Origin of the sequence: Streptomyces sp. AJS327 (assembly GCF_013450295.1) — a bacterium.
Classification (GTDB): domain Bacteria; phylum Actinomycetota; class Actinomycetes; order Streptomycetales; family Streptomycetaceae; genus Streptomyces.
Genome location: NZ_SKBR01000001.1, coordinates 1,199,682 through 1,226,467 on the forward strand (window position 1 = coordinate 1,199,682; position 26,786 = coordinate 1,226,467).

Here is a 26,786-nt window from a genome sequence, read left to right on the forward strand (position 1 = left end):
TGGTGTCGGCTCATGGTGAAGCCGTTCGGGGCCCTGTCCTGCCGAGGATCCATCTTCGCACTAGTCGGCGAGGAGCGGGACGCGGGGCCGGGATACCGGCTGGTACGAGTCCGTTCGCCGGTAGCGATCACCGGTGTGGCGACCACCACCCGCCCCGATCCGCCCTCGGCCACCGTCCGCTGGCGATCGCCGCCGGGACGCCCCCGCGCGACGGGCCCACACGACCGGGCGCGACGGGACCGGGTACGACGGACCGGCGCCCCCACGGGGTCGTGGACGTGACCTCACGGGGGCGCCGGGAACACGCGGTTCGGCTCGGTTCATCGCGGTTCGGTTGGTTCACGCCGGTTCAGTCCGTTCCAGCGCCGTTCGGGACAGTTCAGCGCTGTTCAGATCGGTTCAGATCGCTTCAGCGCCGCTTCGGTCGGTGCTTCGGTCGGGGTCGGTGCCGTTCGGTCCGGTCCGGTTCGGGCCAGCGGACCCGGCGCGGTCCCGTGGGCACGTGGGCGGCCCAGCGAGCCCCGGCCGGGCCCGGTCCAACTCGCCGTCCGCTCAGCCCAGCTCGCCGTCCGCGGCCCGCTCGGCCAGCCGGACCAGCGTCCGCACCCCGGAACCGGTGCCGCCCTTCGGCGTGTAGCCGTACGGGCCCGACTCGTTGAACGCCGGACCCGCGATGTCCAGGTGCGCCCAGGGCAGGTCCTCGGGGATGAACTCCTTGAGGAAGATCCCGGCCAGCAGCCCGTTCCCCGGCCGCTCGCCCATGTTGGAGAAGTCGGCGACCTGCGAGTCCATCGCCTTGCGCAGGTGCCCGGGCATCGGCATCGGCCAGGAGTCCTCGCCCGCCTCGTCCGCCGTCTCGACCACGGCCGTGCGGAACGCCTCGTCGTTGCCCATCACGCCGAAGGTGCGCTGGCCGAGGGCGAGCACCATCGCCCCGGTCAGCGTGGCCACGTCGACGATCGAGGTGGGCTCCTCCTCGCACGCCCTGGTCAGCGCGTCCGCCATCACCAGGCGCCCCTCGGCGTCGGTGTTCAGCACCTCGACGGTGGTGCCGCCGTACATCGTCAGCACGTCACCGGGGCGCACCGCCGCGCCGGAGGGCATGTTCTCCGCGAGGGCCAGCCAGCCGGTGATGTTGACCGGCAGCCCCAGCCGGGCGACGGCCACCGTCGCCGCGAGCACGGCGGCGGCGCCGCTCATGTCGCACTTCATCGTCTCGTTGTGCCCCGGGGGCTTCAGCGACAGGCCGCCCGAGTCGTACGTGATCCCCTTGCCGACCAGCGCGAGGGTGCGCTCCGCCGCGGGGTGTGTGTAGGCGATCCGGACCAGCCGCGGCGGGTTCTGCGAACCCTGCCCGACGCCCATGATCCCGCCGTAGCCGTCCTTGAGCAGCTTCTTCTCGTCCAGGACCGCGTACTCCAGCCGGTGTTCCTCGGCGGCCGTCCTGGCGTGGTCGGCGAAGGTCCGTGGCGTCAGCTCGTTCGGCGGCAGGTTGATCAGGTCCCGGGCCCGGTTGATCTCGTACCCGAGCACCTGGGCGCGCTCCGCCGCCGCCTTGTGCGCCTTGTCCCGCGGCTTCGCGCCGAGGATCGCGACCTCGGCGAGCGGCGCCGTGCGGCCGCCGTCCTTGCCACCGCCGGAGCCCTTGCCGCGCGCCACCTCGGACAGGCTCGGCACCCCTGGCAGGCCCCTGCCCGGGACGAAGGAGTACGAGCCGAGCAGCGCGCCCTCCGCGACCGCGCACACCGCCTCCGCGTCCTCCACCGGCAGTGCGAACGCCGCCTTCTTCGACCCGGCCAGCGCGCGCGCCGCCGCTCCGGCCGCCCGGCGCAGCGCCTCCAGGCCGTACGACTCCCGCTTGCCCGGGGCGTCGCCCAGCCCCACGGCCAGCACCACCGGGGCCTTCACGCCGTCCGCCGGGGCGGGGAGCTTGACGACCTCGGCCTCGGCGCCGCTCACGCCCAGGGCGTCCAGCGCGGCGGTGAGCCCGCCGCCGAACGCTTCGTCGACGGCCTCGCCACCCGAAGCGACAGCGGGCCCCTTCCGCCCCTTGACGACGCCGATGACGACGGCGTCCGCGCGCAGTGTCGCGACGGACGAGGTACTGAGAGTGAGTGCGGTCGGTGCAGTCGGTGCAGACACGGTGGAACAGTCCTTCTTCCGTTGGAAGTTGCGTGGGGGGTACGTGCTTCCGGGCACTTCGGGCATCGTATGCCCGGCCGGGGCCCGGCGGTGAGTGGCCCCGCGACGGTCGGCGCACCGTCGGTCACCCGCCCTCGCCAGCGCGGGGGCGTCCGGCCCGCCCGCTCGCCGTCGCCGTCGCCGTGTGCTCCGGGCCCGGACGGTACGGGTACGGCTCATCCGCCCGGCGCGCTGAGCGTGCCGCCGCCTAGCGCCCGGAGATACGGCGGGGGAGGAGTGACGCGCGGGCCGGGGCGGGGGTTCGACCGGCTCACCCCAGGACCAGCACGAGCAGGGCCGCCGTCACCGCCGTCTCGCAGAGCGCCCCGAACACGTCCCCGCTCATCCCGCCGAGCCGGCGACGGCAGTGCCGCGCGAGCGCCTCCGCCGCGCCCAGTCCGGCCAGCGCCGCCAGCGCGTGGGGCGCGGCGCTGGCGGCGCCCAGCACGGCGGCGGCCGCGCCCGCGCAGCCCAGCGTCACCCCGGCGGCGAGCGCGACGGCCGCGCGGCCCGGCACCGTTCCGGCGACGACGGCGCCGAGCCCGTCGGGCCGCGCGGCGGGCACCCCGGCGCGGGCGGCGAGGGTGAGCGCGGCGCGGCCCACGGCCGAGGCAGCCGCGAAGCCGAGCGCCCCCACCGCCCAGCCGTCCGCGTACAGTTCGCCGACCGTGGCGATCTGCGCGAGTAGCACCAGCAGCAGGGCAACCACGCCGAACGGGCCGACGTCCGACCGGCGCATCACGCGCAGCGCCTCCGGCGGCGGCTTGCCGCTGCCCAACCCGTCGGCGGTGTCCGCGAGTCCGTCCAGGTGCAGGCCCCGGGTCAGCGCGGCGGGCACCGCGACCGTCGCCACCGCCGCGACCAGCGGACCGGCGCCCAGCACCGACAGCAGCCCTCCCAGCGCGGCGGCGCAGAGCCCGACGACGACCCCGGCGAGCGGGGCGCAGAGCATGCCGCCCCGCGCCGCCTCCCGGTCCCACCGGCGCACCCGCACCGGCAGCACCGTCAGCGTGCCGAAGGCGAACCGCGCCCCGTCCGACGCGGCAGGGGGCACCTCGGGGTCAGGTCGTTCCCCGGCGTGCGCGGGGTCCGCTGGCTCCGGTCCTGCCCCCGGCGGGCTCGGGGGATTCGACGGCGGAGGGGGCGGAGGGGGTGGAGGAAGGGAGGGAGGGGAGGACGGGGGGACCGGAGTGGGCGCGGCCGGGGGGCCGGTCGGCGGCGTCGGCTCCTCGGCCGTCTCGGGGAGCCGGGTGTCGTGGGGGAGTTCGGCGGCGTCCCCCACCGGCCGGGGCGGCTCGCCGGGCGGGGTGCGCGGAACGGGCGGAGTGCCCGGTGGCTGGTCCGGTGGCCCGGGGAGGCCGGTGCCGCCGGGGCCACCGGGCTCATCGGGGTCACCGGGCGGCATGGGCTGGGTCGGCGGGGTCGGTGGGGGCTGCATCGACCGGCCACCCTAGCCGCCCCCGCGCCCGGGCCAGCGGGACGGGCGGAACGGTCAGCCGCCGACGGGCGCGCGCCGCCCCGGCCCGCCCGTACCGCCGCCGCTCGTCAGGTGGCGTCGTAGGAGATGTCCGGACCGGGCTGGTCGCCGGACGCCTCCGCCTCCTCCGGCTCCGACTCCTCGTCCCGCTCGGGGAGTTCGGCGGACAGCTGGGCGGCGGCCCGCACCAGGGGGAAGGCGAGCAGTGCGCCGGTGCCGCCGCCGACCGCGATCCGCTGGTCGAGGAGCGGTTCGATGGCCATCCGGTCGAGCGCCCTGGCCTGCGCGGGTTCCCCGCCGGCCTGCCCGGCCAGCCACCAGTCGGGAGCCCGGAAGGCGACCCGCTGCGCGACCAGCGCGCACGCCGCCGACACCACGCCGTCCAGCACCACCGGAGTACGGCGGACCGCGGACTGGAGCAGGAAGCCGGTGATCGCGGTGAGGTCCGCGCCCCCGACGGCGGCGAGCAGCCGCAACTGGTCCCCGAGCAGCGGACGCGCGCGGCGCAGCCCGTCCCGGATGGCCGCGCACTTGCGCATCCAGGCCAGATCGTCGATCCCGCCGCCCCCGCGCCCGGTGACGACGGAGGCGTCGGTGCCGCAGAGCGCGGCCACCAGGGTGCCCGCGGCGGCGGTGCCGCCCACGCTCAGATCGCCCAGCAGCACCAGGTCGGTGCCGCGGTCGGCCTCCTCGTCGGCGAGGGCCATGCCCGTGCGGAAGGCCTGCTCCGCCTCCTCCTCGGTGAGCGCGGGCTCGCGGTCGAAGCGGCCGGAGGAGCGCCGCACCCGGTAGCGGGTCACCTCGGCGGGCAGCGTCCCCGGGTCGCAGTCCAGCGCCATGTCGACCATCCGAACCGGCACCTGCTGGCCGCGCGCCAGGATCGCGGCGGGGGAGGTGCCGTCCAGCGCCTCGCGCACCAGCTGGTGCGCCGAACCGGCGGCCCGCGCCGAGACGTCGAGTTCGGCGATCCCGTGGTCCCCGGCGAACACCACCGCGCGGGGCTGGACGATCGGGCGAACCGGCACCTGCCCCTGGGCGGTGCTCAGCCACTCGCCGAGGTCGTCCAGCCGTCCCAGCGCCCCGGGGGGCACCACCATCCGCTCCCGCCGCGCCTCCGACGCCCGGCGGAGGCTGCCCTGGGGACGCTCGATGAGGTCGGTGAAGTCGTCCAGGTCGAGGCTGCGATCACTCATGCTGGCGAAGCGTACGGCACCACCCCGGGCCGGGGCCTTCGCCACCCAGGGCGTCCTCCCACCGCCGGACCGGCCACGCGTTCCCACTCCGGCGAATACCCCGAACGCCTCTGCCCTCAGCCGGAGTTGGGCACCGTGGGCGGCAGTGGAGCCCTGCGCGGCCCGGGTGCCGGACGGTACGCGGCGGTGGGCGGCGCGGCCGTCAACCCCGCGTGCCGGGGGCGCGGGCGGCCTCGCGCGGCGGGAGCCGTCAGGTAGGGGCGGTCACGTGGTGGTCAGCGGGTGGTCCGCGCGAGCCGTCAGCCGCGCAGCCGGAGGACCGTGCCCGCCACCGCGAGGAGGACGTGTTCGCACTCCGCGGCGACCGTCGCGTTCAGCCGCCCGAGTTCGTCCCGGAAGCGGCGGCCCGCCGGGGTCGAGGGCACCACGCCCGAGCCGACCTCGTTGCTCACCAGCACCACCGTGCGGGAGGTGGTGCGCAGCGCCGCGACCAACTCCGTGGTGCGCTCCGTCAGTTCGCGAGACCCGCCGTTCTGCCAGAGGGTGTCGTCCCACGCGCGGACGGCGTCCATCGTGTGCGTGAGCCAGAGCGCGAGGCAGTCGACGAGCAGCGGGGGGCCGTCCGCCGTGAGCAGCGGCACCAGGTCGCAGGTCTCCTCGGTGCGCCAGGACGGGGGACGCCGCTCCCGGTGGGCGGCGATCCGGGCGGCCCAGTCCGCGTCGCCGGGGCGGTTCCCGCCGGTGGCGACGTAGGTGACCCCGGGGAAGGTGGCCAGCCGCCGCTCCGCCTCCGCGGACTTGCCGGAGCGGGCGCCCCCCAGCACCAGGGTGCGCCGGGGCAGATCGGGAACCTCCTGGTAGGCGCCCACCTCCAGGGTGGTGCCGTCAGGCACCGCGCGGGCTCCGGCGGCGGCCACTTGGCGGTGAACCTCCGGCCCCGGCGGCACCTCGTGGCCGAGGTGCACGGCGAGCACGTCCGTCGCGGGGCCCACCAGCCCGGCCGCGCGCAGCCGCGCCAGCGCCTCGGGACGCCGTACGACGTCCAGCAGGACCAGGTCGCACGGCCGCTCGCCGCCCTCCACGGAGTGCTCGTCGAGCCCGGCGGGCGCGGCGCGGGGCGGCAGGTACAGCAGCCGTTCCCCCTCCGGGCCGGTCACCAGGTAGCCGGTGCCCGGCGAGTCCAGCGCCAGCGCCCGTACCCGGTGCCCGCTGATGAGCGCCAGCTCCTGCCGGTCCGGGACGCGCACCGGGGCCGGGAGCCCGGCGGGGATCTCCAGCGCGGGACCGTCGTGCGGGTGGGAGAGCACCACCTGACGCACGCCCTGGAGCGACTGACCGGCACGGGCGGCGGCGAACGCCGGCCCCGGGAGCAGGTCGAGCAGCAGTACGCCGTCGACCAGCAGGGCGGTGGCGGCTCGCGCCTCCTCCCCGACGGCGGTGGCACAGGCGGCGCAGGGGCAGCCGGCGCGGGGTAGACCGGCGGGAGCGCCGGTGCCGAGCAGAGTGAGTTCCACCCCCCGATCGTCTCGTGGCCCGGCGGCCGACGCCCACGGGGGACTACCCTGCGGGCTGACGCAGCCGATCTCGGGAGGTACAGATGGCGTGGACCTGGCGGTTTGAGAAGTCGGACGGCACGCGGACGGAACCCGCGGTCCAGCCGGAGGAGTTCCCGACCCAGGGGGACGCCGAGTCCTGGATCGGCGAGTGCTGGCAGGAGCTGCTGGACGGCGGAACCGATCAGGTGACCCTGCTGAACGACGACACCCAGGTGTACGGGCCGATGCCGCTCAGCGGAGCGGAGCCGGAGGCCTAGCCCCGTCGGTCCGGCCCGCGGATCCGTCGGCCGGGCCGGGCGGTCCCGGTGGGCCCCCGGTGGGCGGAGCCGGTGGGCCCCGGTGGACGGGGAGCGCGCGGTGCCCGGTGGCGCGCTCCCGTCAGGCCCGGACTCGCGAACCCGGACGTCCCAGGCCCCGGACGTCCCCGCCCGGTTCGAGACCTTCCCAGCGCGGCGGTCCGCCCAGCGCTCCGGCCCGGGCGTCTCAGGCGCGGTTCTCGTGGCCCCCGTCGGAGGGGTCGCGGTCGGCCTCCCCGCTCGGGCGGGTCCCGCAGACGTGCAGCAGCCGCGCCACCCCCCGGTACGGATCGGTGCGCCCGGCCAGCTCCTCGGCGTCCACCGCGCGCTCGTCGTCCACCACGGCCTCCGCGCCGGTGAACACCTGCACCCCGTACCAGCGGGTCAGCGGGGTGCCGAGCCCGGACAGCGCGGCGGCGAGCGCCTCCGGCCCCGGCGCCGCGACCGGGCTCGCCCCCTCGGCGGACCCCGCGCCCTCCAGCGCGGCGAGCGCGGTCGGCCAGTCACCGAGGTGGCCCGGCTCCATGGCGCGCGCCGCCTCGTTCTCGATCAGCAGGGAGAGCAGACCGCCGGGCCCGAGGACCCGGGCCACCCCCGCGAGGGTGGTGTCCGCGTTGCCGGTGGCCAGCGCCGGGCCGTGGCGGAGCACCACGTCGAAGGAGCCCGGCAGGAAGTGCGCGCCGGTGTCCTGGCCACTGCCCGCGACCACCCGAACCCGCTCCCTGATCCCCTCCGGCTCCCGCTCCAGCGCCTCCCGCACCCCGGCCAGCAGCGCGGGGTCGGACTCCAGGCCCGTGACGGTGTGCCCGGCGCGGGCCAGGCGGAGCGCCTGGTCCCCGTCGCCGAGGCCCGTGTCGAGCACCCGCAGCCGCCGACCCACCGGGAAGTGCTCCGCGATCTCCAGCTCCAGCTGGCGCGCGACGACCTCCTGCCGGATCAGCGACGCGGGGCCGGCTCTGTTCACGGCGTTCACGGCGTTCACGGCGTTCAGCGCGTTCAGGGCTTCTCGCCGCGGGCGACCTGCGGCTTGGGCAGACGCATCCGGCGCATCTGGAGCGTCCGCATCAGGGCGTAGGCCACGGCGCCCTTCTTGTGCTCGTCTGGGAAGCGCTCCCGCAGCCGCTTCTTCAGCCGGAACGCCGTGACGAAGGAGTCCACCACGATCAGGACGATCAGCAGCAGCCAGAACAGCAGGGAGAGATTCCGCATCGCCATCGACGGCATCATGCTGAGGATCAGGATGACCACGGCGAACGGCAGGAAGAACTCGGCCACCGCCCACTTCGAGTCGACGAAGTCCCGCACGAAGCGCCGCACCGGCCCCTTGTCGCGCGGGGGGAGATAGCGCTCGTCACCGGTGGCCAGCGCCTCGCGCTGCTTGGCCATGCTGGTGCGGCGCTCCTGCCGCTGGCGCTTCGCCGCCTCCTTCCGGTTGGCGGGCGGCTTCGCCAGGGCGCGGCGCTGCGCCTCCGCCTCGCTGCGCTTCGGCGTGGGGCGGCCCTTGGGCGCCTCGGGATCGCGGGTATCGGACTGGGGCTCGGCTGCGTCGTTCACCTGGGTGGTCGCGGCCTGCCCGTCTTTCGAACGGCTTCGGAACACACCTCAAGAGTACGGTGTGCGCTGGTGTCGGCCCCAGCCCCCAGGGGCACGATCCGGCAACACCCGCCGCGCCGTCCTCCCGGCGCCGGCCCGGGCGAGGCCGCGCCGACGCCCGCTCCCGGCGCCGGACCCGCACCCCGGCCGTCTCCGGTGTCACCCTGTTCGCCTCCCTCCTCCCTGCGCTGGAGGGGCCTGGGCGGCGATCGTCCTTGGGGAGGAGCCGTTCCGTACCCGAACAGTGCGGTAATGGAGGCAGGCCCCGTAGGCTGGGGGGCGGTAGACGTGCTGAGGCTTGAGTCCGTTACGAAGGGGGCGCGCGAGGCCCATGAGCGGTGTCATGAAGCGTATGGGAATGATCTTCCGCGCGAAGGCCAACAAGGCCCTGGACCGGGCCGAGGACCCGCGCGAGACGCTCGACTACTCCTACCAGAAGCAGCTGGAGCTGCTCCAGAAGGTGCGGCGCGGGGTGGCTGACGTGGCCACCTCCCGCAAGCGGCTGGAACTCCAGCTCGGCCAGCTGCGCTCGCAGTCCTCCAAGCTGGAGGACCAGGGCAAGAAGGCGCTGGCGCTCGGCCGTGAGGACCTGGCGCGGGAGGCGCTGTCCCGGCGGGCGGCGCTCCAGCAGCAGGTCTCCGACCTGGAGACGCAGCACCAGACCCTCCAGGGCGAGGAGGAGAAGCTGACGCTCGCGGCCCAGCGCCTCCAGGCCAAGGTCGACGCCTTCCGCACCAAGAAGGAGACGATCAAGGCCACCTACACCGCCGCCCAGGCGCAGACCCGGATCGGCGAGGCGGTCAGCGGCATCTCCGAGGAGATGGGCGACGTCGGCATGGCCGTGCAGCGCGCCGAGGACAAGACGGCGCAGATGCAGGCCCGCTCCGGCGCGATCGACGAACTCCTGGCGTCCGGCGCGCTCAACGACCCGACGGGCATGGCGAAGGACGACCTCACCGCCGAGCTGGACCGCATCTCCGGCGGCTCGGACGTCGAGCTGGAGCTGGAGCGGATGAAGGCCGAGCTGTCAGGCGGCAGCGCGACCGGCGGTCCGCAGGCCATCGAGGGCGGCGCCCAGCAGGAGGAGCAGTCCCCGCAGGCGCAGCAGAGCCCCCGGTTCGACAAGCAGTGATCCGCGTGGTGGCGTGCCCACCGCGCGTCCCGCGACCGCCGCACCCCGTGGGCGCGGTGCACCGTGCCAGAAGGAGAACGACATGATCGTACGGGTCATGGGGGAAGGCCAGGTGAAGCTGGACGACAGCCACTTCACCGAGCTGAACAAGCTGGACGACGAACTGCTCGCGGAGATGGAGGCGGGGGACGGGGAGGGCTTCCGCCGAACCCTCGCCGCCCTGCTGGAGGCGGTGCACCGCCTTGGCACCCCGCTGCCCGCCGACGCCCTGGAACCCTCCGAGCTGATCCTGCCCGCCGCCGACGCGTCCCTGGAGGAAGTGCGGGACATGCTGGGTGACGACGGGCTCATCCCGGGCTGACGACCCTGAACACCATCCGCCTCCGGCGGCCCTCCTCCCGTTCCCCCGCCTGGTCCACCGCCACGGTCACCGCCGTACCCGCCGCCCAGCCCGTATCGGCGGTCTCCGGACCCGCCCCGCCGTCCCGTCGCGGCCGCCCCGTGTGCCCCCTCGGCGCGGCGGCCGCCGCACCCCGGCCTGGCGCGCCGGAGGCGCGGTGAACGCCCCGCCGGAACGCACCGGCCGGACGGCGGCGGCGCGCGCCTGGCTGGGCGGACACCCCTACGGAGTGGACGGCCTGCTGGCGGTGGTGGCCTTCGCCCTCATCCTGGTCGGCGCCGCCACCGAACCCCACGGCCCGGACGGCCAGCCCGGCTTCGGTGAGCGTGAGCTGAACGCCCAGACGGTGCTGCTGGCCGCCCTCGCCTGCGGCGTGCTGGTGCTGCGGCGCCGGGCGCCGCGCCGGGTGCTGGCGGTCACCTGTCTGGTGACGGTCGCGGGTTTCGCGCTCGCCCCCGGCACCGGCGCCGCCTCCGAGCGGGCGCCGATCGTGCTGGCCGCCGCCGTCGCGCTGTACACCGTCGCGGACCGCACCGACCGCGGAACCAGCTGGCGGTTGGGGGCGGCGACGGTCCTGGTGGTCACCGGCGCGGGCATGCTGTTCGGCGCCCGTCCCTGGTACGCCCAGGAGAATCTCGGCATATTCGCGTGGACGGGCATGGCCGCGGCGGCGGGCGAGGCCGTCCGCAGCCGCCGCGCCGCGGTGGACGCCATCCGGGAGCGGGCGGAGCGCGCCGAGCGCACCCGTGAGGAGGAGGCGCGGCGGCGGGTCGCGGAGGAGCGCATGCGCATCGCCCGGGAGCTGCACGACGTGGTCGCCCACCACATCGCGCTGGTCAACGTGCAGGCCGGGGTGGCGTCCCACGTTCTGGACCGCCGCCCGGACCAGGCGAAACAGGCGCTGGCCCACGTACGGGAGGCGAGCCGGCACGCGCTGGCCGAACTCCAGACGACGGTCGGCGTCCTGCGGCAGTCCGGGGAGAGCACCGCGCCGACCGAGCCCGCCCCGGGCCTCGACGTCCTGGGCGATCTGCTGGAGGGCTTCACCCGGGCCGGGCTCTCGGTGACCCTGGTGGACGACGCGGCGGTCCGGGAGACGAGCGAGCCGTCCCCCGGGCCGCCGCCGTCCCCCGACCTGCCGGAATCCGCCGGTCCGCCGGAGCCCGAGCCGAGACCGGAGCCCGCCGGGCGCTCCGGGCGCTCCGGGGGCGCGCGGACCGCCGGACCCGCCACGGCCGTCGACCCCGCCGGGCCGACGGTGCCCACCCCGCGCCGGGGGAGCCCGGAGACCCTGCCGGAGCCCCCGTCCACCGGGGGCGGCGTCCCGGCCGGGGCGCCCGCCGGAGAGCAACCGCTGCCCTCCGCCGTCGATCTGGCCGCCTACCGGGTCGTCCAGGAGGCGCTGACCAACGTCTGGAAGCACGCGGGCGGAGGCGCCCACGCCGAGGTGACGATCCTCCGGGACGGCGCCGCCCTGGAGGTGATCGTGGAGGACGACGGGGCGGGCGCCGCCGACTCCGCGGGGGCCGCCGCCGCCCGCGCCCCGGAGGGCGGACACGGACTGCTCGGGATGCGGGAGCGGGCGACGGCCCTGGGCGGGGAGTGCGAGACGGGACCGCTCGCCGGTGGCGGCTTCCGGGTCCGCGTACGGTTGCCCCTCGACGGACCGGCGGGGAAGGGGAGACGCGCGTGACGACCCGGGTGGTGCTCGCCGACGACCAGGCGCTGCTGCGCAGCGCCTTCACCGTGCTCGTCGACTCCGAGCCGGACATGCGGGTGGTGGGGGAGGCGTCGGACGGCGCGGAGGCGGTGGCGCTGGTGCGCGAGCGCGGCGCGGACGTGGTGCTGATGGACATCCGGATGCCCGGCACCGACGGACTGACCGCCACCCGCGAGATCAGCGCCGACCCGGCCCTCGCCGGGGTGCGGGTGGTCATCCTCACCACCTTCGAGGTCGACGAGTACGTCGTCGACGCGCTGCGCGCGGGCGCCGCGGGCTTCCTCGGCAAGGGCGCGGAGCCGGACGAGCTGCTGGCCGCGATCCGCACCGCCGCCCGCGGGGAGGCGCTGCTCTCGCCCGCCGCGACCAGGGGCCTCATCTCGACCTTCCTGGCGCGCGGCGGCGGCGACCCGGCGGACGGCCCGTTCCGCGAGGTGCCGGGGCTGAGCACGCTGACCGGGCGCGAGCGTGAGGTGCTGGTCCTGGTCGCGGGCGGGCTCTCCAACGACGAGATCGCCGTCCGCCTCGCGGTCAGCCCGCTCACCATCAAGACCCATGTCAACCGCACCATGGGCAAGTTGGGGGCGCGCGACCGCGCGCAACTGGTGGTGGCCGCCTACGAGAGCGGTCTGGTGCGCCCCGGCGGATAGCGCCCGCCGCCCGGACCGTGGCGGAGCCCCCGAAGGCTCTCCCGGGGCCTTGCCCAGGGGCTCCTCCCCGGTTGGCCGCCCGCCGCGCCCGCGTGTCCGCCTCGGGTATACGGTGAGCGCCTTCCCGCGACGTCGCCGGGCCGGTCCCGGATGTCCCGGCGTCCTCGACCGACTCCCCGAGGGGGCACCCGTGCGCCGGCTCACGTACTTCGTCGCGACGACTCTGGACGGCTTCATCGCCTCGCCCGACTCGGACCACTCCATGTTCCTGGAGGGGGAGGATCACGGCGCCTGGGCGCTCTCGCGGATGCCGGAGACCGTCCCCACGGCCTACCGGCGGCTCGTGCCCGGCCTCGCGGAGCGCGAGAACGTCCGCTTCGACACCGTGCTGATGGGGCGCGGCACCTACGAGCGCGGACTGCGCGACGGCGCCGCCAGCCCCTACGCGCACCTGCGGCAGTACGTCCTGTCCCGGAGCCTGGAGAAGGCGGCGGACCCCGCCGTGGAGGTCGTCTCCCGGGACGCCGTGGACTTCGTCCGCGAGCTGAAGCGGGAGGACGGGATGGAGATCTGGCTCTGCGGCGGCGGAAAGCTCGCGGGCGCGCTCCGCGAGGAGATCGACGAACTCGTGCTGAAGGTCAACCCGGTCGCGATCGGCTCGGGCGTTCCGCTGTTCGACGCGGAGTACTCCGCGTGGCCCTTCACCACCATCGGGGGCCGGGTCTACGACAGCGGTGTCGCCGTCATGTCCTACGCGCGGCTCGACTGACCCACCCGGCGAGATCACCCGAACCGGCCCCGTGCGCGGGCCGGTTCACCGGCCGGGGCACCGGCGCCGGTGCTCAGAGGAAGGCGCCCGAGGGGATGTACGGAGCCGGGGCGCGCATCCCCCGCACCCCGACGAAGCCGTCCGGCGCGAGGGTGAGCCCGGCGGCGAAGCCCACGTCGAGCGCCCACTGCTGCTCCGCCGTCAGCCGCCCCACCGTCACCTCGGTTCCCTCCGGCAGCCGCAGCAGCGCCGAGCTGAGGACCCGGGTCGCCACCCTGCGGGAGGTCGCGGCGAGCAGCTCGACCATGGCGCGGTCCCCGTCCTCCCGGACGTAGCAGTAGCCGCTGCCCGCCAGATCGTCCGCGACGACCAGCCGGAAGTGGCGGAGCAGCAACTCGTGGTCGGGGCCGTGCGCGCCGCCGCGCAGCCGCCGGTCGACCGAGTCCAGCAGGTCCCGGTGCGAGGAGTTGCCCTCGACCGCCGGGCCACCGTCCGCCGGAAGCTCCGGGCTGCCGAGCCGGGCCCGGTCGAGAGGGCCCTGGAGCCGCATCGCCGGGTGCAGGTCGAAGCCGTAGCGCCGGTAGACGCGGGTCGCGGCCGGATGTGTGGAGACGCATATCAGCCCGCGCAGCGTGCCGCGCCCGTGGTGCACCGCGTGCCGCAGCAGCGCCCCACCGATCCCGTCGCCCTGGGCCCCGGGGACGACGGCGAGCAGCGCCAGCCCCCACGTCCCCTCCCGGACCAGCGCCTGCGCGGCCCCCACCACCCGCCGCGCCGGCTCGGCGCCCGGCGGCTGCCCCTCGCCCGCCGCGCCGCCGTCCGGTGTGGCGGCGAGCGCCGGGCCGTCGGCCTCGGCGATCCAGCTGCCGCCCGGGTCGGTGACGATCAGGTGCCGGACCGTCTGGTCGAGCCGGGCGATCCGGGCGGCGTCGGGCGCTCCGCCCGGCGCCCCGGGATCGGTGAACGAGTTGAGGATGAGGGACCGTACGGCGGCGATGTCGCCCGGAGTGTCCTGGACCGGCCGGATCAGCACCGGCGCAGTGTACGTCCGGTCGCGCGCTCCCGACCCCGCCCGGAACGGCCAGCCCGGCGGCCGCAACGCCGCCGGGCGCGGGGCGGCCCGCTCTCCGGGCACCCGCCGGGCGTCGGCGTCCGGCCGGAGCTTCGCGGTCGGTGCGGGACAACGGGCCGTATGCCGTACACCTCACCCCGGGCGAACGTACCGGCCCGTCGCGGATCGCGATGCTCAAGACAGTGGCCCCACCTCGGGGGAACGGCGTCTCTCCCGTGGTGGAGTCATCGGCTGCTTGACTCTCCCCCGAAGGGAGAGTCGAGGGTGGACCACATGCGCGAGGACAACACGTCGCGGCCCACGTGGGGCATCGGGGCCGTGGCGCGGCAGACCGGACTGTCGGTGAAAGTGGTCAGGCACTGGTCGGACGCGGGCGTCGTGGCACCGATCAGCCGGACCGCGGGCGGCTACCGCCGCTACGACACCGCTGGCGTGGCCCGGCTGCGGCTGGCTCGCACGCTGCGGGACCTGGGGATGGGGCTCGGTGACATCCGGGCCGCCCTGGATCGCGGGGACGGGCTCTCGGAGGTGGCGGCCGCACACGTCGAGGCTCTGGAGACGCGGATCCGCCGCCTGCGGACCCACCAGGCCGTCCTGCGCACCGTCACACGTCGTACCACCCACGAAGGACTCGCTCTGATGACCCGCACCGCCCACATGTCCCCCGACGAACGTCGCGATCTGGTCCACGACTTCCTCACCACCACGCTCGGCGACCTGGACGTGCCGCACTTCCGCGAGGGGCTCCTCGCGGCCGGCTCCGATCTTCCGGAGGACCCCACCGACGAGCAGATCGAAGCGTGGCTGGAACTGGGCGAGTTGGTCGCCGACGGGGAGCTGGGTCCCGCCATGCGGCGCCTGGCGGAGTACGCCGCCCGGCAGGGGCGGGAAGCGCGGGACTCCGCGACGGCGGAGGAGATGCGCGCCCTCACCGGTATCTGGACCGCGCGGGTCCGGGAGGCGATGGGGGCTGGCACCGCGGCGGACTCCCCGGCCGCCGACCAGGTCGTCGCCGACGTCATCGCCGCCTGGCTGCCCAGCGGCGCGAACACCGCCCCCGACGTGGCCTCCGACGGCCCCGAGGCCCGCGCACTCCTGCACGAGCAGCTCACCAGCGCGGCCGAGCCCGCCGTCGAGCGCTTCTGGCAACTGCTGTGCGTCCTCGGCGGCCGCCCCGTGCCCCCTGGGATCGCCGAGGAAGGTCAGTGGCTCGCTACCGCGTTGCGTGCCAACCCCGTGCCCGGCGCGCGCGACGCCCGACTCCAGGCCCTCTACACCGCCGGTACCGACCCCTGGCCGGACGGTGTCCTGAACGCGTTCACGCGCGTCCAGGACACCGTCGGCGACCTGGTGCGGGCGACGGCGCCGGACCAGTTCGGCCTGCCGACTCCCTGCGAGGACTGGACCCTGCGGAATCTGCTGGACCACCTGGTGTGGGAGAACATCGTCTGGGGCGGCCTGGCCCAGGGCACGCCGCCCACCACCGCGCACACCGAGGACCACCTCGGTGACGACCACGTCACCGCCTTCGAGACCGCCGCCTCCCAGGCTCGCGATGCCTTCCGGCAGCCGGGCCTGCTGGACCGCTCCTTCGGCCCCGCCCCCGGTCGCCGCGTGGTCGAACAACTCCTCGTCGAGCTGCTCGTGCACGGCTGGGACCTCGCGGCCACGCTCGGCCACGACCGCGATCTGGAACCCGATATCGCGCGTGCGGCCCTGCCGGTCGTTCGCGAGATCTACGGTGACCTGCCCCGCACCGCCGGTGGATCCTTCGTCGCCGCGCGGCCCGCCCCCGAGCACGCCCCGGCCCTTGACAACGTAGCCGCGTTCCTCGGCCGCCGCGTCCCGCACTGACCGGCGCCCCCACTCCCCGTGGGGCACACCGGGGGTCACGGGGGCGTCCGCCCCGGCCGCCGTGCGGACCGCCGGGGCCCAGCGGGTTCAGCGGCTCAGCGGGTTCAGGGGAGGGCGAGCATCCGCTCCAGCGCCCGCTGGGCGTGGTACTCCGTCTCGGCGTCCACCGAGATCTGGTTGACGACGGTCCCCTCCACCAGCGACTCCAGCGCCCAGACCAGGTGGGGTAGGTCGATGCGGTTCATGGTGGAGCAGAAGCAGACGGTCCGGTCGAGGAAGACGACCTCCTTGCCCTCCGCCGCGTACCGCCGGGCGAGCCGCCGCACCAGGTTCAGCTCGGTGCCGATCGCCCAGGACGATCCGGGGGGCGCCTCCTCCAGGGTCCGGATGATGTACTCGGTGGAGCCGACCCGGTCCGCGGCGGCCACCACCTCCGCCCGGCACTCCGGGTGGACGAGCACGTTGACCCCGGGTATGCGGGCGCGGACGTCCTCGACCGACTCCAGCGAGAACCGGCCGTGCACCGAGCAGTGGCCGCGCCAGAGGATCATCCGCGCGTCCCGGAGCTGCTGGGCGGTGAGCCCGCCGTTCGGCCGGTGCGGGCTGTAGACGACGCAGTCCTCGGGGGACATCCCGAGCTCCCGCAGCGCGGTGTTCCGGCCGAGGTGCTGGTCGGGCAGGAAGAGCACCTTGCCCTCGCCCGCGGGCCGCTCCCCGAACGCCCACTCCAGCGCCCGCCGGGCGTTGGAGGACGTGCAGACGGTGCCGCCGTGCCGGCCGGTGAAGGACTTGATGTCGGCGGAGGAGTTCATGTACGAGACCGGCACGGTGACGTCCGCCACTCCGGCCTCCTCCAGCACCTCCCAGCACTCGGCGACCTGCTCCGCCGTCGCCATGTCCGCCATCGAGCACCCGGCGGCGAGGTCCGGGAGGATCACCCGCTGGTCCGGGCCGGTCAGGATGTCCGCCGACTCCGCCATGAAGTGCACGCCGCAGAAGACGATGTACTCGGCCTCGGGCCGCGCCGCCGCGTCCCGCGCGAGCTTGAAGGAGTCGCCGGTGACGTCGGCGAACTCGATGACCTCGTCGCGCTGGTAGTGGTGGCCCAGGACGAACACCCGCTCGCCCAGCCGCTCCTTGGCCGCCCGGGCGCGCTCCACCAGGTCGGGGTCGGAGGCGGCCGGGAGGTCGCCGGGGCACTCCACCCCGCGTTCGCTGTGCGGGTCGGACTCCCGGCCGAGCAGCAGCAGCGTGAGGGCGGTGCCGGGTTCAGCGGGCGCCGACGACGCGGCGGACGCGGCCGGCGTGGACGGTGTGGGCTGGGCGTCGACTGGCTGGGCGGTGTTCACGGCACCCACCCTTTCTGTTGAGCCCCACACAAGGGCTTATCGTCTAATTGACGTTATCTATCATAGCTCCTTTGCGTCATGGTGACGATACCCAGCGGCCCCATAGCGTCGAAGTGACGCGTTCCCAGCCCTCGGGGCCGTGTGCGAGCATGAACGGAGGCCGAGGGCGTGCCCGGGCCCGATGAACCGGCGCCCGCCCCGGGAGCCGGGACCCGTCGGAACCCAGGTCCACCAGCACCACGGGGTCAGGCCGCGCCGACAACCGCATACCGCAGAGCGACACCGAGAACGCCAGCCAACTGGACACGACCGCACCGGCCGCATCTGGGCCCGACGCATCGAGAGCGTCGCGCTCCTCCGGAATGAACACCGGGTGGCACCGGTTGCAGTTGACGGCAGACCAGTCCGTACAACCCGGGAGAGAAGCAGATGTCCGTTTCGGACGAGACCGCTGTCAGCGAGGGCATCATCCTGTCCGACGCCGCGGCGGCGAAGGTCAAGAGCCTGCTGGAGCAGGAGGGCCGGGACGACCTCGCGCTGCGCGTCGCCGTTCAGCCCGGTGGCTGCTCCGGACTGCGCTACCAGCTGTTCTTCGACGAGCGTTCGCTCGACGGCGACGTGGTCAAGGACTTCGACGGGGTCAAGGTGGTCACCGACCGGATGAGCGCCCCGTACCTCGGCGGCGCCTCCATCGACTTCGTCGACACCATCGAGAAGCAGGGCTTCACGATCGACAACCCCAACGCCACCGGCTCCTGCGCCTGCGGCGACTCCTTCAACTGAGCCTTCCGGCAGCCATCGGCACCGGCTGGGCGAGGCGGCCTCGGCAGCCCCGCGAGCCGGTGCCGACGTGCGTTCCGGCCCCTCACCACCCGGTGGACCGGCGGCGGGGGCGCCCGGGGTCAGAAAGGGACGGGGCGGCGGACTCCCCCCACCAGGAATCCGCCGCCCCGTCGTTCGCCGGCCACCTCCACCCCGGGCGGGGATGCGGGCGGCATGGTCTCCGTCGGTCCCGTGGCCCCTCGGGGCACGGGGCCGACGCGGCTCACTTCACCTTCTCGTCCTTCGGCAGCGTGTCTCCGTCCCGCGCGTCGACGACGGTGCGCTCACCCAGCGGCTTGTCCAGCTCCACCTCGACCGAGCGCCGCTTGGCCATCTTCACGCAGACCTTCGATCCCTGCGCCTTCCGCGGCTCGACCCGCACCTCGACCCGCTTCCCGGTCTCGGTGGCCTTCGCCTCGTACTTGTCGCAGACGCCCGCCCAGAACCAGACGCTCAGCGTCCGCCCCTTCACCGAGTACGCCTCGACCGCCTGCGGCGCGGCGGCCCCGCCGCCCGCGCCGATCCCGCCGCCCCGCCCGGGATCCGCCGGGCGCTCTCCCGGCGAGCCGGGGCGCTCCGTGGGGGAGTCCGGCTTCGCGGGGGTGCCGGGCCGCGGGTCGCCGTCCACCGGCGGGGCGCCCGGCGCCTGCGCGGTCTCCCCACGCTTCAGGTACTTCCGCTCCACCGCCGGATGCGTCACCTGCGAGCTGGGACCGGAGCCCGCCCGCTTCACCTCGAAGAACCAGGAGGGGACGAGCACCGGCTTGCCGTTCGAGTAGTGCGAGGCCAGTCCGAAGGTCGCGTCCGTCACCCGGCCCCTGTCGCCGCTCCGGGCGGGCCCGCAGGGCTTCGCCGACCCGGCGCTCCGCCCCGCGCCGCTCGCACGGTCCCCGTCACGCTCCGCCTTCGGCGCGACCGTCGCGCAGGCGATCCGCTCCTGGGGCTGCTGCCGGGTGGCGTTCAGCTGCTTGAGCGCCGTGGCCGCCGAGACCACCGGGTACTCCGCGCCCTTCGAGACGCCCACCAGCGGGCCGTTGGCCCGGGAGAGCTTCCCCTTCTCGTCCACCAGGAAGATGGAGTTCCAGCCGTGCGTCAGCACTCCGTCGACCTTCGGTATCACGCTCACCACCCGCAGCGAGCCCATCGAGGACTCCGTGCTCAGCCGGGCGTCCGTCATACCGAGCCGCTTCAGCAGCGGTTTCACCGCCTTCTTCGCCTCGCCGGCCGAGACCGGATCGCCCCGCCCGGCGGACGGGTCGGGGCACTCCCGCTCCTCCTGGAGCCGCTTGGCCCGCTCGTCGCTGGCCCGCAGCCCGGTCTCGGCCGGGCCGGGGGCGTCGCGCGCGGTGCTGTCCGAGGTCGCCGAGTCCTGCTTCGGCCGCGGCAGCGGCTGGGCGCAGGCCTGCGCGTTCCCGTCACCGGCGCGGGACAGCGCCCAGCGGCTGTCGCTCACGGTCAGCCGGGGACCGTCGTCCTCGCCCGCGACCTCCCAGCGCTCGCCGTCCCGCCGCGGTTCGCCGCGCAGTCCGAGCGCCTTCGCGAGCTTCGCCACCCCGTCCTTGCTCAGGCGCTGTTGGGGGTGGTGCACGGCGAACGACCCGGGGCCCCGGGGCAGTTCACCCTTCGCCTGGTACGGGTCCGGACCCCGCTTCTCGCCCGCGCTCGCGGGCGCGAGGGCGGCGCTGTCCAGCGAGAGCGGCGGGGGTTCGGCCTGGTCGCCGGAGGGGGCGGAGTCCGACCCGCCAAAACCCGTCGCGGCCCAGTACGTTCCTCCGCCGGCCAGCAGTACGGCGGCCGCGACCGACACCACGGTCAGTCGCCGCCCATGCCGCCGCCGGGGCTCCTCTTCGGGGGCATCGGGGGAGTGGTCAGTGCTCACCGCGTCGCTCCTTCGGCTCCGTTCGTCACGTGAGGCCGGTTCCTCATGTGGGGGACGCGAGTGGGACGGGGCGGCGTGACGATCGGTTCCCTCGGGTTCCGAACGTCAGTCGCCGTACTCCGACATGCCCTCCAGCATCCGCGCGGTGCCCGGCGGGACGCGCACGCCCCGGAGCGACGGGGGGCGAGCGGGGGCGTGAGAGCGAGCGGCGCACTGCGAACCGGTCGCCGCCCGGGCGGCGGGCCAGTACGGTGCCATCCGGGCGCAGTCTCCCCGTAATTGGGCCAGGGATTCCGGCTCAGCCTCCGGAAACACCATTCCGGGACGTCCGGTTGCTGGGTGCATGGAATTTTCCATGGGGGAGACGCTACGCAGTTCGAACGCTGCCAGGAAGGCCCTACTATCTGGTAGTTCCGTCCTGTTCGAGTATCGCGGGGAAGGGGGTAGCGTGGCAGACGCCCACCTTCGTCTCTCAGGAGCAGATATCGTCGTGCGCATTGCAGTCACCGGCTCTATCGCTAACGACCACCTGATGACCTTCCCCGGCCGGTTCGCCGACCAACTGGTCGCCGACCAGCTTCACACGGTCTCGCTCTCCTTTCTGGTCGACAACCTCGAAATCCGCCGTGGCGGAGTCGGGGCCAACATCGCCTTCGGTATGGGGCAGCTCGGAGCCCGGCCGATTCTCGTCGGTTCGGCGGGAGAGGACTTCGCCGAGTACCGCGCCTGGCTCGACCGGCACGGAGTGGACACCAGCCACGTCCACATCTCGGACGTGCTGCACACCGCGCGTTTCGTCTGCACCACCGACACCGACCAGAACCAGATCGGCTCGTTCTACGCCGGTGCGATGAGCGAGGCCCGGCTGATCGAGATCCAGCGGATCGCCGAACAGGTGGGCGGGCTCGACCTCGTCTGCATCGGCGCCGACGACCCCGAGGCCATGACCCGGCACACCGAGGAGTGCCGCGCCCGCGGCATCCGCTTCGCCGCCGACTTCTCGCAGCAGATCGCCCGCATGGACGGCCAGGAGATCCGCGGTCTGGTGGAGGGCGCCACCTACCTCTTCTCGAACGAGTACGAGAAGGAGCTGATCGAGACCAAGACCGGCTGGACCGACGCCGAGATCCTCGGCAACGTCGAGACCCGGGTCACCACCCTCGGCAAGCGCGGCGTCCGCATCGACCGCCAGGGCCAGGAGCCGATCGAGGTCCCCGTCCCGGCGGAGGAGCGCAAGGCCGACCCGACCGGTGTGGGGGACGCCTTCCGCGCCGGGTTCATGTCCGGCCTCAGCTGGGGCGTCAGCCTGGAGCGCGCCGCCCAGGTCGGCTGCATGCTGGCGACACTGGTCATAGAGACCGTCGGCACCCAGGAGTACGAGCTGCACCGCAGCCACTTCATGGAGCGCTACACCAAGGCGTACGGCGAGGACGCGGCCTCCGAGGTCAAGCAGTTCCTGGCCTGAGGCGCCGCCCCGGCCCGCCCCGCCCCACCGGGCGGCGGCGGGCCGTCGTCGTGTCCGCCCGATCCGCGTCGCCGGGGACGGTGGGGCCGACCGGCCCGGTGGGCTCGCGCGGAGCGCTGGTCGCTCGCGGCCGGTTCACCTCTCGCGCCGCACCCGGAAACGGGTCCCCTCGACACCGAGGAAGCGCTGCCCGCGCATCTCGCACCAGGCCGGGATGTCCAGCCGGGCCGCCTCGTCGTCCGCCAGTACCGTGACCACGCCGCCGACCGGCACCTCCCCGATCACCCGCGCCAGCCGGATCACCGGTACGGGGCAGAGCGTTCCCCGCGCGTCCAGCGTCCGCCCGGAACCCGCGCCGCCCCCGTCCCCCTCGGCCTCCTTACTCTCCTCACTCTCCGGTGCACCCGGCCCGTGCTCCGCCGTGCCCGTCACCTCCGTGGCCGCCTCCGCCCTCTCGGCGGCGGCCCCGGCTCCGGTCCCGGCCGTCGGCCCAGCGTCCGATGACGGCGCGTCAGGGGAGGAGGCGTCAGCCGTGGGCGCGGCGCCCGTCGTGAGCAGCTCGCGGACCCCGCGCACCGTCTCCGGCAGCACCGCCAGGAAGCGCTCCACGTCCTCCTCGCTCGTGCCGGGCGGCAGCGAGACCCGCACGTTGCCCTCGGACAGCACCCCCATCGCCCGCAACACGTGGCTCGGGGTGAGCGTGCTGGACGTGCAGGAGGAACCGGAGGAGACCGAGAACCCCGCCCGGCTCAGCCGGTCCAGCAGCGCCTCGCCGTCCACGTACAGGCAGGAGAACGTGACCACGTGCGGCAGCCGCCGCTCCGGATCCCCCACCACCCGTACGTCCGGCACCAGTTCCGGCAGCCGCCGCCGGATCCGCGCCACCAGCCCCCGGAGTCTGGCGTCCTCGGCGGGGGCCTCGGCCCGCACCGCCCGCAACGAGGCGGCCGCCGCGACCACCGCGGGCAGGTTGCCGAACCCGGGCGCCCGGCCCGACTCCCGCTCGTCCGCCGGGGCGGGCGGCGCGAAGCGCACGCCCTTCCGCACCACCAGTAGACCCACGCCCGGCGGGCCACCCCACTTGTGCGCGCTGGCGGCCAGCAGCGACCAGGGGCCCGTCACCGGAGCCCAGCCCAGCGACTGCGCCGCGTCCACCAGCAGCGGTACGCCAGCCTCCGCGCAGGCCGCGGCCACCTCCGGCACCGGCTGCACGGTACCCACCTCGTGGTTGGCCGACTGGAGCGCGGCCACCGCCGCCCCCGCGACGTGGCCGCCCCCCGGGGCCACGTCGCCCACGGGCTCCGCCGGTCCCCGGAGCAGCGCCGCGAACCGGGCCGGTTCGACCCGGCCACGCTCGTCCACCGGCACCTGGCTCACCGCCCCGCCGTCCCGCTCGTGCGCCTCCGCCGCGTGCAGCACCGCCGAGTGCTCCACGGCGGAGACCACCAGCCGCCGCCCCACGCGCCGCCGTCCGGCCAGCGCCCCGGCGAGCGCGGTGTGCAGCGCGTGGGTTCCGGAGGGGGTGAAGCTCAGCTCGTCCGGACGGCAGCCGACGGAGTCGGCGGCGCTCTCCCGGGCCGCGTCCCACAGCACCCGGGCCCGGCGGCCCTCCCGGTGCGTACGGGCCGGATCGGCCCACCCCTCGTCCAGTGCGGCCAGCAGAGCCTGCCGTGCGACGGGATGGAGGGGGAGCGAGGAAGCCGCGTCGAAGTAGGCCACGGCGGCACGGTACCGTCCCGGCGCACGCCCCCGGGCGGGCACTTCCGGCCGCCGCGCCCCACCTCCCGAGAACACCGACGGGCTCCATCCAGCCCGTCTGGTCCCGTCTGGTCCCGTCTGGTCCCGTCTGGACCCGTCTGGACTGCCCGCTCCCCACCAGCCCGCGGACGCCGGGACGTTCACGAGCCCCGGCGACCGACGACACGCCCCGGCGGCCCAGCGGTCCGACCGTCCGGCCGCGACGTGCCGGGGCGGCGAACGACCGCCACGCGGGCGGGGGTACGACGTACGCCACGCCCTGGCGCGGGGCGTCCGGCGCCCCGTCAGACCCCCTCCCGGAACGGGTCATTCCACCCCATCGGGGAGGCGCGCGGCGCGTTACGCCCCCTCCCCGCGCGACCCCAAATAGCGTCCAGTAGGGTTTGGTCCGCATAAACATCCAAACCCCTGCCCGCGCCAGGGCCGGCGCCCGACCACGTACGAGGGCCGCGCGCGACCGGCGCGGGCGAGACTCTCGGGAAGGCGCTACGTGAGTCCCAACGGCTCCGACCGCTCGTCGCGGCGCCCGATGCGGCGGAAGCTGCACCAGGCGTTGGCCGCGGGCCTGGTCCTGGCGACCGCGACCGGTTGCACATACAAGGACTTTCCTCGTCTCGGGATGCCCACCCCGGTCACTGAAGAGGCGCCGCGGATCCTCTCCCTGTGGCAGGGCTCCTGGTTCGCCGCCCTCGCCGTGGGCGTGCTGGTCTGGGGCCTGATCCTGTGGAGCGTCATCTTCCACCGGCGCTCCCGGACCAAGGTCGAGGTTCCTCCGCAGACCCGGTACAACATGCCCATCGAGGCGCTGTACACGGTGGTCCCGCTCATCATCATCTCGGTGCTGTTCTACTTCACCGCCCGGGACGAGACGAAGCTCCTGGAGACCTCCGAGAAGCCGGACCACGTCATCAACGTGGTCGGCTATCAGTGGAGCTGGGGCTTCAACTACATCGCGGACGTGGACGGCGACAAGTCCACCTCCGCGACGATCGCGGCCGGGGACGACAGCGAGAAGCACCCGCTGTCCGCCATCCCCAACCGCATGCGGGGCACCTTCCCCGAGGGCGCCGAGGGCGTCAACGTGGTCGGCACCCCGGGTGACCGGAACCCGCAGAACAACGACCCGGGTCCGACGCTGTGGCTGCCCAAGGGTGAGAAGGTCCAGTTCATCCTCACCTCCCGGGACGTCATCCACTCCTTCTGGGTGGTGCCGTTCCTGATGAAGCAGGACGTCATCCCCGGGCACGTCAACCGCTTCGAGGTCACCCCCGAAAAGGAGGGCACCTTCAAGGGCAAGTGCGCCGAGCTGTGCGGCGTCGACCACGCCCGGATGCTCTTCAACGTGAAGGTCGTCTCCCCGGAGCGTTACCAGAAGCACCTGGAGGAGCTGGCCGAGAAGGGCCAGACCGGCTACATCCCAGCGGGTACCGCCACCGAGGGCGGCGCCAAGGACGCGGAGACGAATAACCCGTGAGCATCCCCACCGAAACCCAGGGTGCCGCCGCACCGGGGCAGCCGGCACCGCGCCGGCGGAGTCCCGGTAACCGAGTGATCCAGTGGATGACGACCACGGACCACAAGACGATCGGCACGCTCTACCTCGTCACGTCGTTCGTGTTCTTCTGTATCGGCGGTGTCATGGCGCTGGCCATGCGCGCCGAGCTGGCCCGGCCGGGCACGCAGATCATGTCGAACGAGCAGTTCAACCAGTCGTTCACCATGCACGGCACGATCATGCTGCTGATGTTCGCGACGCCGCTCTTCTCGGGCTTCGCGAACTGGATCATGCCGCTCCAGATCGGTGCCCCGGACGTCGCCTTCCCGCGGCTGAACATGCTGGCGTACTGGCTGTACTCCTTCGGTTCGCTGATCGCCGTCGGCGGGTTCCTCACCCCGCAGGGCGCGGCCGACTTCGGCTGGTTCGCCTACTCCCCGCTGTCGGACGCGGTCCGCTCGCCGGGGGTCGGCGCCGACCTGTGGATCATGGGTCTCGCGCTCTCCGGCTTCGGCACGATCCTCGGTGCGGTCAACTTCATCACCACGATCATCTGCATGCGGGCCCCCGGCATGACGATGTTCCGGATGCCGATCTTCACCTGGAACGTCCTGCTCACCGCGGTGCTCGTGCTGCTGGCCTTCCCGGTGCTGGCCGCCGCGCTGTTCGCGCTGGAGGCGGACCGACAGTTCGGTGCGCACATCTTCGACGCGGCCAACGGCGGTCCACTGCTGTGGCAGCACCTCTTCTGGTTCTTCGGCCACCCAGAGGTGTACATCATCGCGCTGCCGTTCTTCGGCATCGTCTCCGAGATCGTCCCGGTCTTCAGCCGTAAGCCGATGTTCGGCTACATCGGCCTGATCGCCGCGACGATCGCGATCGCCGGTCTCTCGGTGACGGTCTGGGCGCACCACATGTACGTCACCGGCGGTGTGCTGCTGCCCTTCTTCTCCTTCATGACCTTCCTGATCGCGGTACCGACCGGTGTGAAGTTCTTCAACTGGGTCGGCACCATGTGGAAGGGCTCGCTCTCCTTCGAGACGCCGATGCTGTGGACGATCGGCTTCCTGATCACCTTCCTCTTCGGTGGTCTGACCGGCGTCATCCTGGCCTCGCCGCCGCTCGACTTCCACGTCTCGGACTCGTACTTCGTGGTGGCGCACTTCCACTACGTGGTGTTCGGCACGGTGGTCTTCGCGATGTTCGCCGGATTCCACTTCTGGTGGCCGAAGTTCACCGGCAAGATGCTGGACGAGCGGCTCGGGAAGATCACCTTCTGGACGCTGTTCATCGGCTTCCACGGCACCTTCCTGGTCCAGCACTGGCTGGGTGCGGAGGGCATGCCCCGCCGTTACGCGGACTACCTGGACGCCGACGGCTTCACGGCCCTGAACACCATCTCCACCATCAGCTCGTTCCTGCTCGGTCTGTCGATGCTGCCGTTCTTCTACAACCTGTGGAAGACGCACAAGTACGGCGAGAAGGTCGAGGTGGACGACCCCTGGGGCTACGGCCGATCGCTGGAGTGGGCCACCTCGTGCCCGCCGCCGCGGCACAACTTCCTCACGCTGCCGCGTATCCGCTCCGAATCCCCGGCGTTCGACCTGCATCACCCCGAGATCTCCGAGGCCGACCAGCTCGGCCACGGTGGTCAGGGCGGTAGCTCGGTGCTGTCCGGCAGCAGCAAGGAGGCCGGGAAGTGAAGATCCAGGGCAAGCTGTTCATCTGGCTCTCCGTCTTTCTCCTCGCCGTCGCCGTGATCTACGGCCTCTGGTCGAAGGAGCCGGTGGGCACCACGGCGCTCTTCCTCGCCTTCGGGCTGTCCATCATGATCGGTTACTATCTGGCGTTCACCGCGCGCCGGGTGGACACCGGCGCGCAGGACAACAAGGAGGCCGACGTCGCGGACGACGCCGGTGAGGTCGGTTTCTTCAGCCCCTACAGCTGGCAGCCGCTGGCGCTCGGCGCTGGCACGGCCTGCGCCTTCCTGGGCGTGGCGATCGGCTGGTGGTTCGCCTTCGTCTCGGCGCCACTGGTGCTGATCGGGCTCTTCGGCTGGGTCTTCGAGTACTACCACGGCGAGAGCCAGAACCAGTAGCGGTTCCGACGGTCACGCGCCCCTAGT

At 74.1% G+C, this 26,786-nt stretch carries 22 protein-coding genes; 12 read left to right on the forward strand and 10 right to left on the reverse strand.

Features of this window, described 5'->3' with window-relative positions; all coding sequences use genetic code 11:
* Positions 1–552 precede the first annotated feature (552 nt).
* From E0L36_RS04795 to E0L36_RS04810, 4 genes are all read right to left on the reverse strand, one after another.
* Positions 553–2,208, reverse strand: a complete 1,656-nt coding sequence (locus E0L36_RS04795; RefSeq protein ID WP_180927572.1) for a leucyl aminopeptidase — start codon at positions 2,206–2,208, stop codon at positions 553–555.
* A gap of 244 nt (positions 2,209–2,452) precedes the next feature.
* Entirely contained in the window at positions 2,453–3,235 is a 783-nt protein-coding gene (locus E0L36_RS04800; protein WP_308416634.1) for an adenosylcobinamide-GDP ribazoletransferase, read from the reverse strand.
* Positions 3,236–3,726: 491 nt separating this feature from the next.
* Positions 3,727–4,851, reverse strand: a complete 1,125-nt coding sequence (locus E0L36_RS04805) for a nicotinate-nucleotide--dimethylbenzimidazole phosphoribosyltransferase (RefSeq protein WP_180927573.1) — start codon at positions 4,849–4,851, stop codon at positions 3,727–3,729.
* Between the two features lie 299 nt (positions 4,852–5,150).
* On the reverse strand, positions 5,151–6,365 hold the full coding sequence (locus E0L36_RS04810) for a bifunctional adenosylcobinamide kinase/adenosylcobinamide-phosphate guanylyltransferase (protein ID WP_180927574.1): 1,215 nt from the start codon (positions 6,363–6,365) through the stop codon (positions 5,151–5,153).
* An 83-nt stretch (positions 6,366–6,448) separates the two neighbouring features.
* Here E0L36_RS04810 and E0L36_RS04815 point away from each other — a divergent pair, with 83 nt between their 5' ends.
* Positions 6,449–6,664 carry a hypothetical protein gene (locus E0L36_RS04815; protein WP_180927575.1) on the forward strand — a complete coding sequence of 72 codons (216 nt, stop codon included), beginning with the start codon at positions 6,449–6,451 and terminating at the stop codon, positions 6,662–6,664.
* 226 nt (positions 6,665–6,890) lie between these two features.
* On the opposite strand, the gene E0L36_RS04820 is transcribed toward E0L36_RS04815, so the two are convergent.
* Positions 6,891–7,676: a class I SAM-dependent methyltransferase gene (locus tag E0L36_RS04820; protein ID WP_374705508.1), complete on the reverse strand. Its 786-nt coding sequence runs from the start codon at positions 7,674–7,676 to the stop codon at positions 6,891–6,893.
* Positions 7,677–7,699: 23 nt separating this feature from the next.
* On the reverse strand, positions 7,700–8,302 hold the full coding sequence (locus E0L36_RS04825; RefSeq protein ID WP_180927576.1) for a DUF3043 domain-containing protein: 603 nt from the start codon (positions 8,300–8,302) through the stop codon (positions 7,700–7,702).
* Positions 8,303–8,639: 337 nt separating this feature from the next.
* On the opposite strand from E0L36_RS04825, the gene E0L36_RS04830 reads away from it, so the two are divergent.
* From E0L36_RS04830 to E0L36_RS04850, 5 genes are all read left to right on the forward strand, one after another.
* On the forward strand, positions 8,640–9,428 hold the full coding sequence (locus E0L36_RS04830) for a PspA/IM30 family protein (protein WP_180927577.1): 789 nt from the start codon (positions 8,640–8,642) through the stop codon (positions 9,426–9,428).
* 82 nt (positions 9,429–9,510) lie between these two features.
* Positions 9,511–9,789, forward strand: a complete 279-nt coding sequence (locus E0L36_RS04835) for a hypothetical protein (RefSeq protein WP_180927578.1) — start codon at positions 9,511–9,513, stop codon at positions 9,787–9,789.
* 196 nt (positions 9,790–9,985) lie between these two features.
* Complete coding sequence (locus E0L36_RS04840; protein WP_180927579.1) at positions 9,986–11,521, forward strand: sensor histidine kinase; 1,536 nt, start codon at positions 9,986–9,988, stop codon at positions 11,519–11,521.
* Positions 11,518–12,198, forward strand: a complete 681-nt coding sequence (locus tag E0L36_RS04845) for a response regulator transcription factor (RefSeq protein WP_180927580.1) — start codon at positions 11,518–11,520, stop codon at positions 12,196–12,198. The genes E0L36_RS04840 and E0L36_RS04845 overlap by 4 nt, the downstream gene beginning before the upstream one ends.
* A 190-nt stretch (positions 12,199–12,388) precedes the next feature.
* Positions 12,389–12,967, forward strand: coding sequence for a dihydrofolate reductase family protein (locus E0L36_RS04850; RefSeq protein WP_180927581.1), 579 nt, complete (start codon positions 12,389–12,391; stop codon positions 12,965–12,967).
* A 73-nt stretch (positions 12,968–13,040) separates the two neighbouring features.
* On the opposite strand, the gene E0L36_RS04855 is transcribed toward E0L36_RS04850, so the two are convergent.
* Positions 13,041–14,000: a GNAT family N-acetyltransferase gene (locus E0L36_RS04855; RefSeq protein ID WP_180927582.1), complete on the reverse strand. Its 960-nt coding sequence runs from the start codon at positions 13,998–14,000 to the stop codon at positions 13,041–13,043.
* 312 nt (positions 14,001–14,312) lie between these two features.
* Between E0L36_RS04855 and E0L36_RS04860 the strand changes: the two genes are divergently transcribed.
* Entirely contained in the window at positions 14,313–15,893 is a 1,581-nt protein-coding gene (locus E0L36_RS04860; protein WP_180927583.1) for a TIGR03086 family metal-binding protein, read from the forward strand.
* A 104-nt stretch (positions 15,894–15,997) separates the two neighbouring features.
* On the opposite strand, the gene nadA is transcribed toward E0L36_RS04860, so the two are convergent.
* Positions 15,998–17,242 (reverse strand): quinolinate synthase NadA, encoded by a 1,245-nt coding sequence (gene nadA / locus E0L36_RS04865; RefSeq protein ID WP_180927584.1) that lies wholly within the window; start codon positions 17,240–17,242, stop codon positions 15,998–16,000.
* 429 nt (positions 17,243–17,671) lie between these two features.
* On the opposite strand from nadA, the gene E0L36_RS04870 reads away from it, so the two are divergent.
* Positions 17,672–18,025 (forward strand): iron-sulfur cluster assembly accessory protein, encoded by a 354-nt coding sequence (locus E0L36_RS04870; RefSeq protein WP_114017239.1) that lies wholly within the window; start codon positions 17,672–17,674, stop codon positions 18,023–18,025.
* Between the two features lie 262 nt (positions 18,026–18,287).
* Here the strand turns inward: E0L36_RS04870 and E0L36_RS04875 are convergent, their stop codons facing one another.
* Positions 18,288–19,943: a hypothetical protein gene (locus E0L36_RS04875; RefSeq protein ID WP_180927585.1), complete on the reverse strand. Its 1,656-nt coding sequence runs from the start codon at positions 19,941–19,943 to the stop codon at positions 18,288–18,290.
* Positions 19,944–20,433: 490 nt separating this feature from the next.
* On the opposite strand from E0L36_RS04875, the gene E0L36_RS04880 reads away from it, so the two are divergent.
* Positions 20,434–21,408, forward strand: a complete 975-nt coding sequence (locus tag E0L36_RS04880) for a carbohydrate kinase family protein (RefSeq protein WP_180927586.1) — start codon at positions 20,434–20,436, stop codon at positions 21,406–21,408.
* 135 nt (positions 21,409–21,543) lie between these two features.
* Here E0L36_RS04880 and E0L36_RS04885 read toward each other — a convergent pair whose 3' ends face one another.
* Positions 21,544–23,127, reverse strand: a complete 1,584-nt coding sequence (locus tag E0L36_RS04885; RefSeq protein WP_180927587.1) for a cysteine desulfurase/sulfurtransferase TusA family protein — start codon at positions 23,125–23,127, stop codon at positions 21,544–21,546.
* Positions 23,128–23,656: 529 nt separating this feature from the next.
* On the opposite strand from E0L36_RS04885, the gene coxB reads away from it, so the two are divergent.
* The 3 genes from coxB to E0L36_RS04900 are packed head-to-tail and all read left to right on the forward strand — an operon-like array spanning position 23,657 to position 26,759.
* Positions 23,657–24,640: a cytochrome c oxidase subunit II gene (gene coxB, locus E0L36_RS04890; protein ID WP_180927588.1), complete on the forward strand. Its 984-nt coding sequence runs from the start codon at positions 23,657–23,659 to the stop codon at positions 24,638–24,640.
* A complete protein-coding gene (gene ctaD, locus E0L36_RS04895) occupies positions 24,637–26,364 on the forward strand; it encodes a cytochrome c oxidase subunit I (protein WP_180927589.1) in 1,728 nt (575 codons plus the stop codon). The genes coxB and ctaD overlap by 4 nt, the downstream gene beginning before the upstream one ends.
* Positions 26,361–26,759, forward strand: coding sequence for a cytochrome c oxidase subunit 4 (locus tag E0L36_RS04900; RefSeq protein ID WP_180927590.1), 399 nt, complete (start codon positions 26,361–26,363; stop codon positions 26,757–26,759). The genes ctaD and E0L36_RS04900 overlap by 4 nt, the downstream gene beginning before the upstream one ends.
* Positions 26,760–26,786 lie beyond the last annotated feature (27 nt).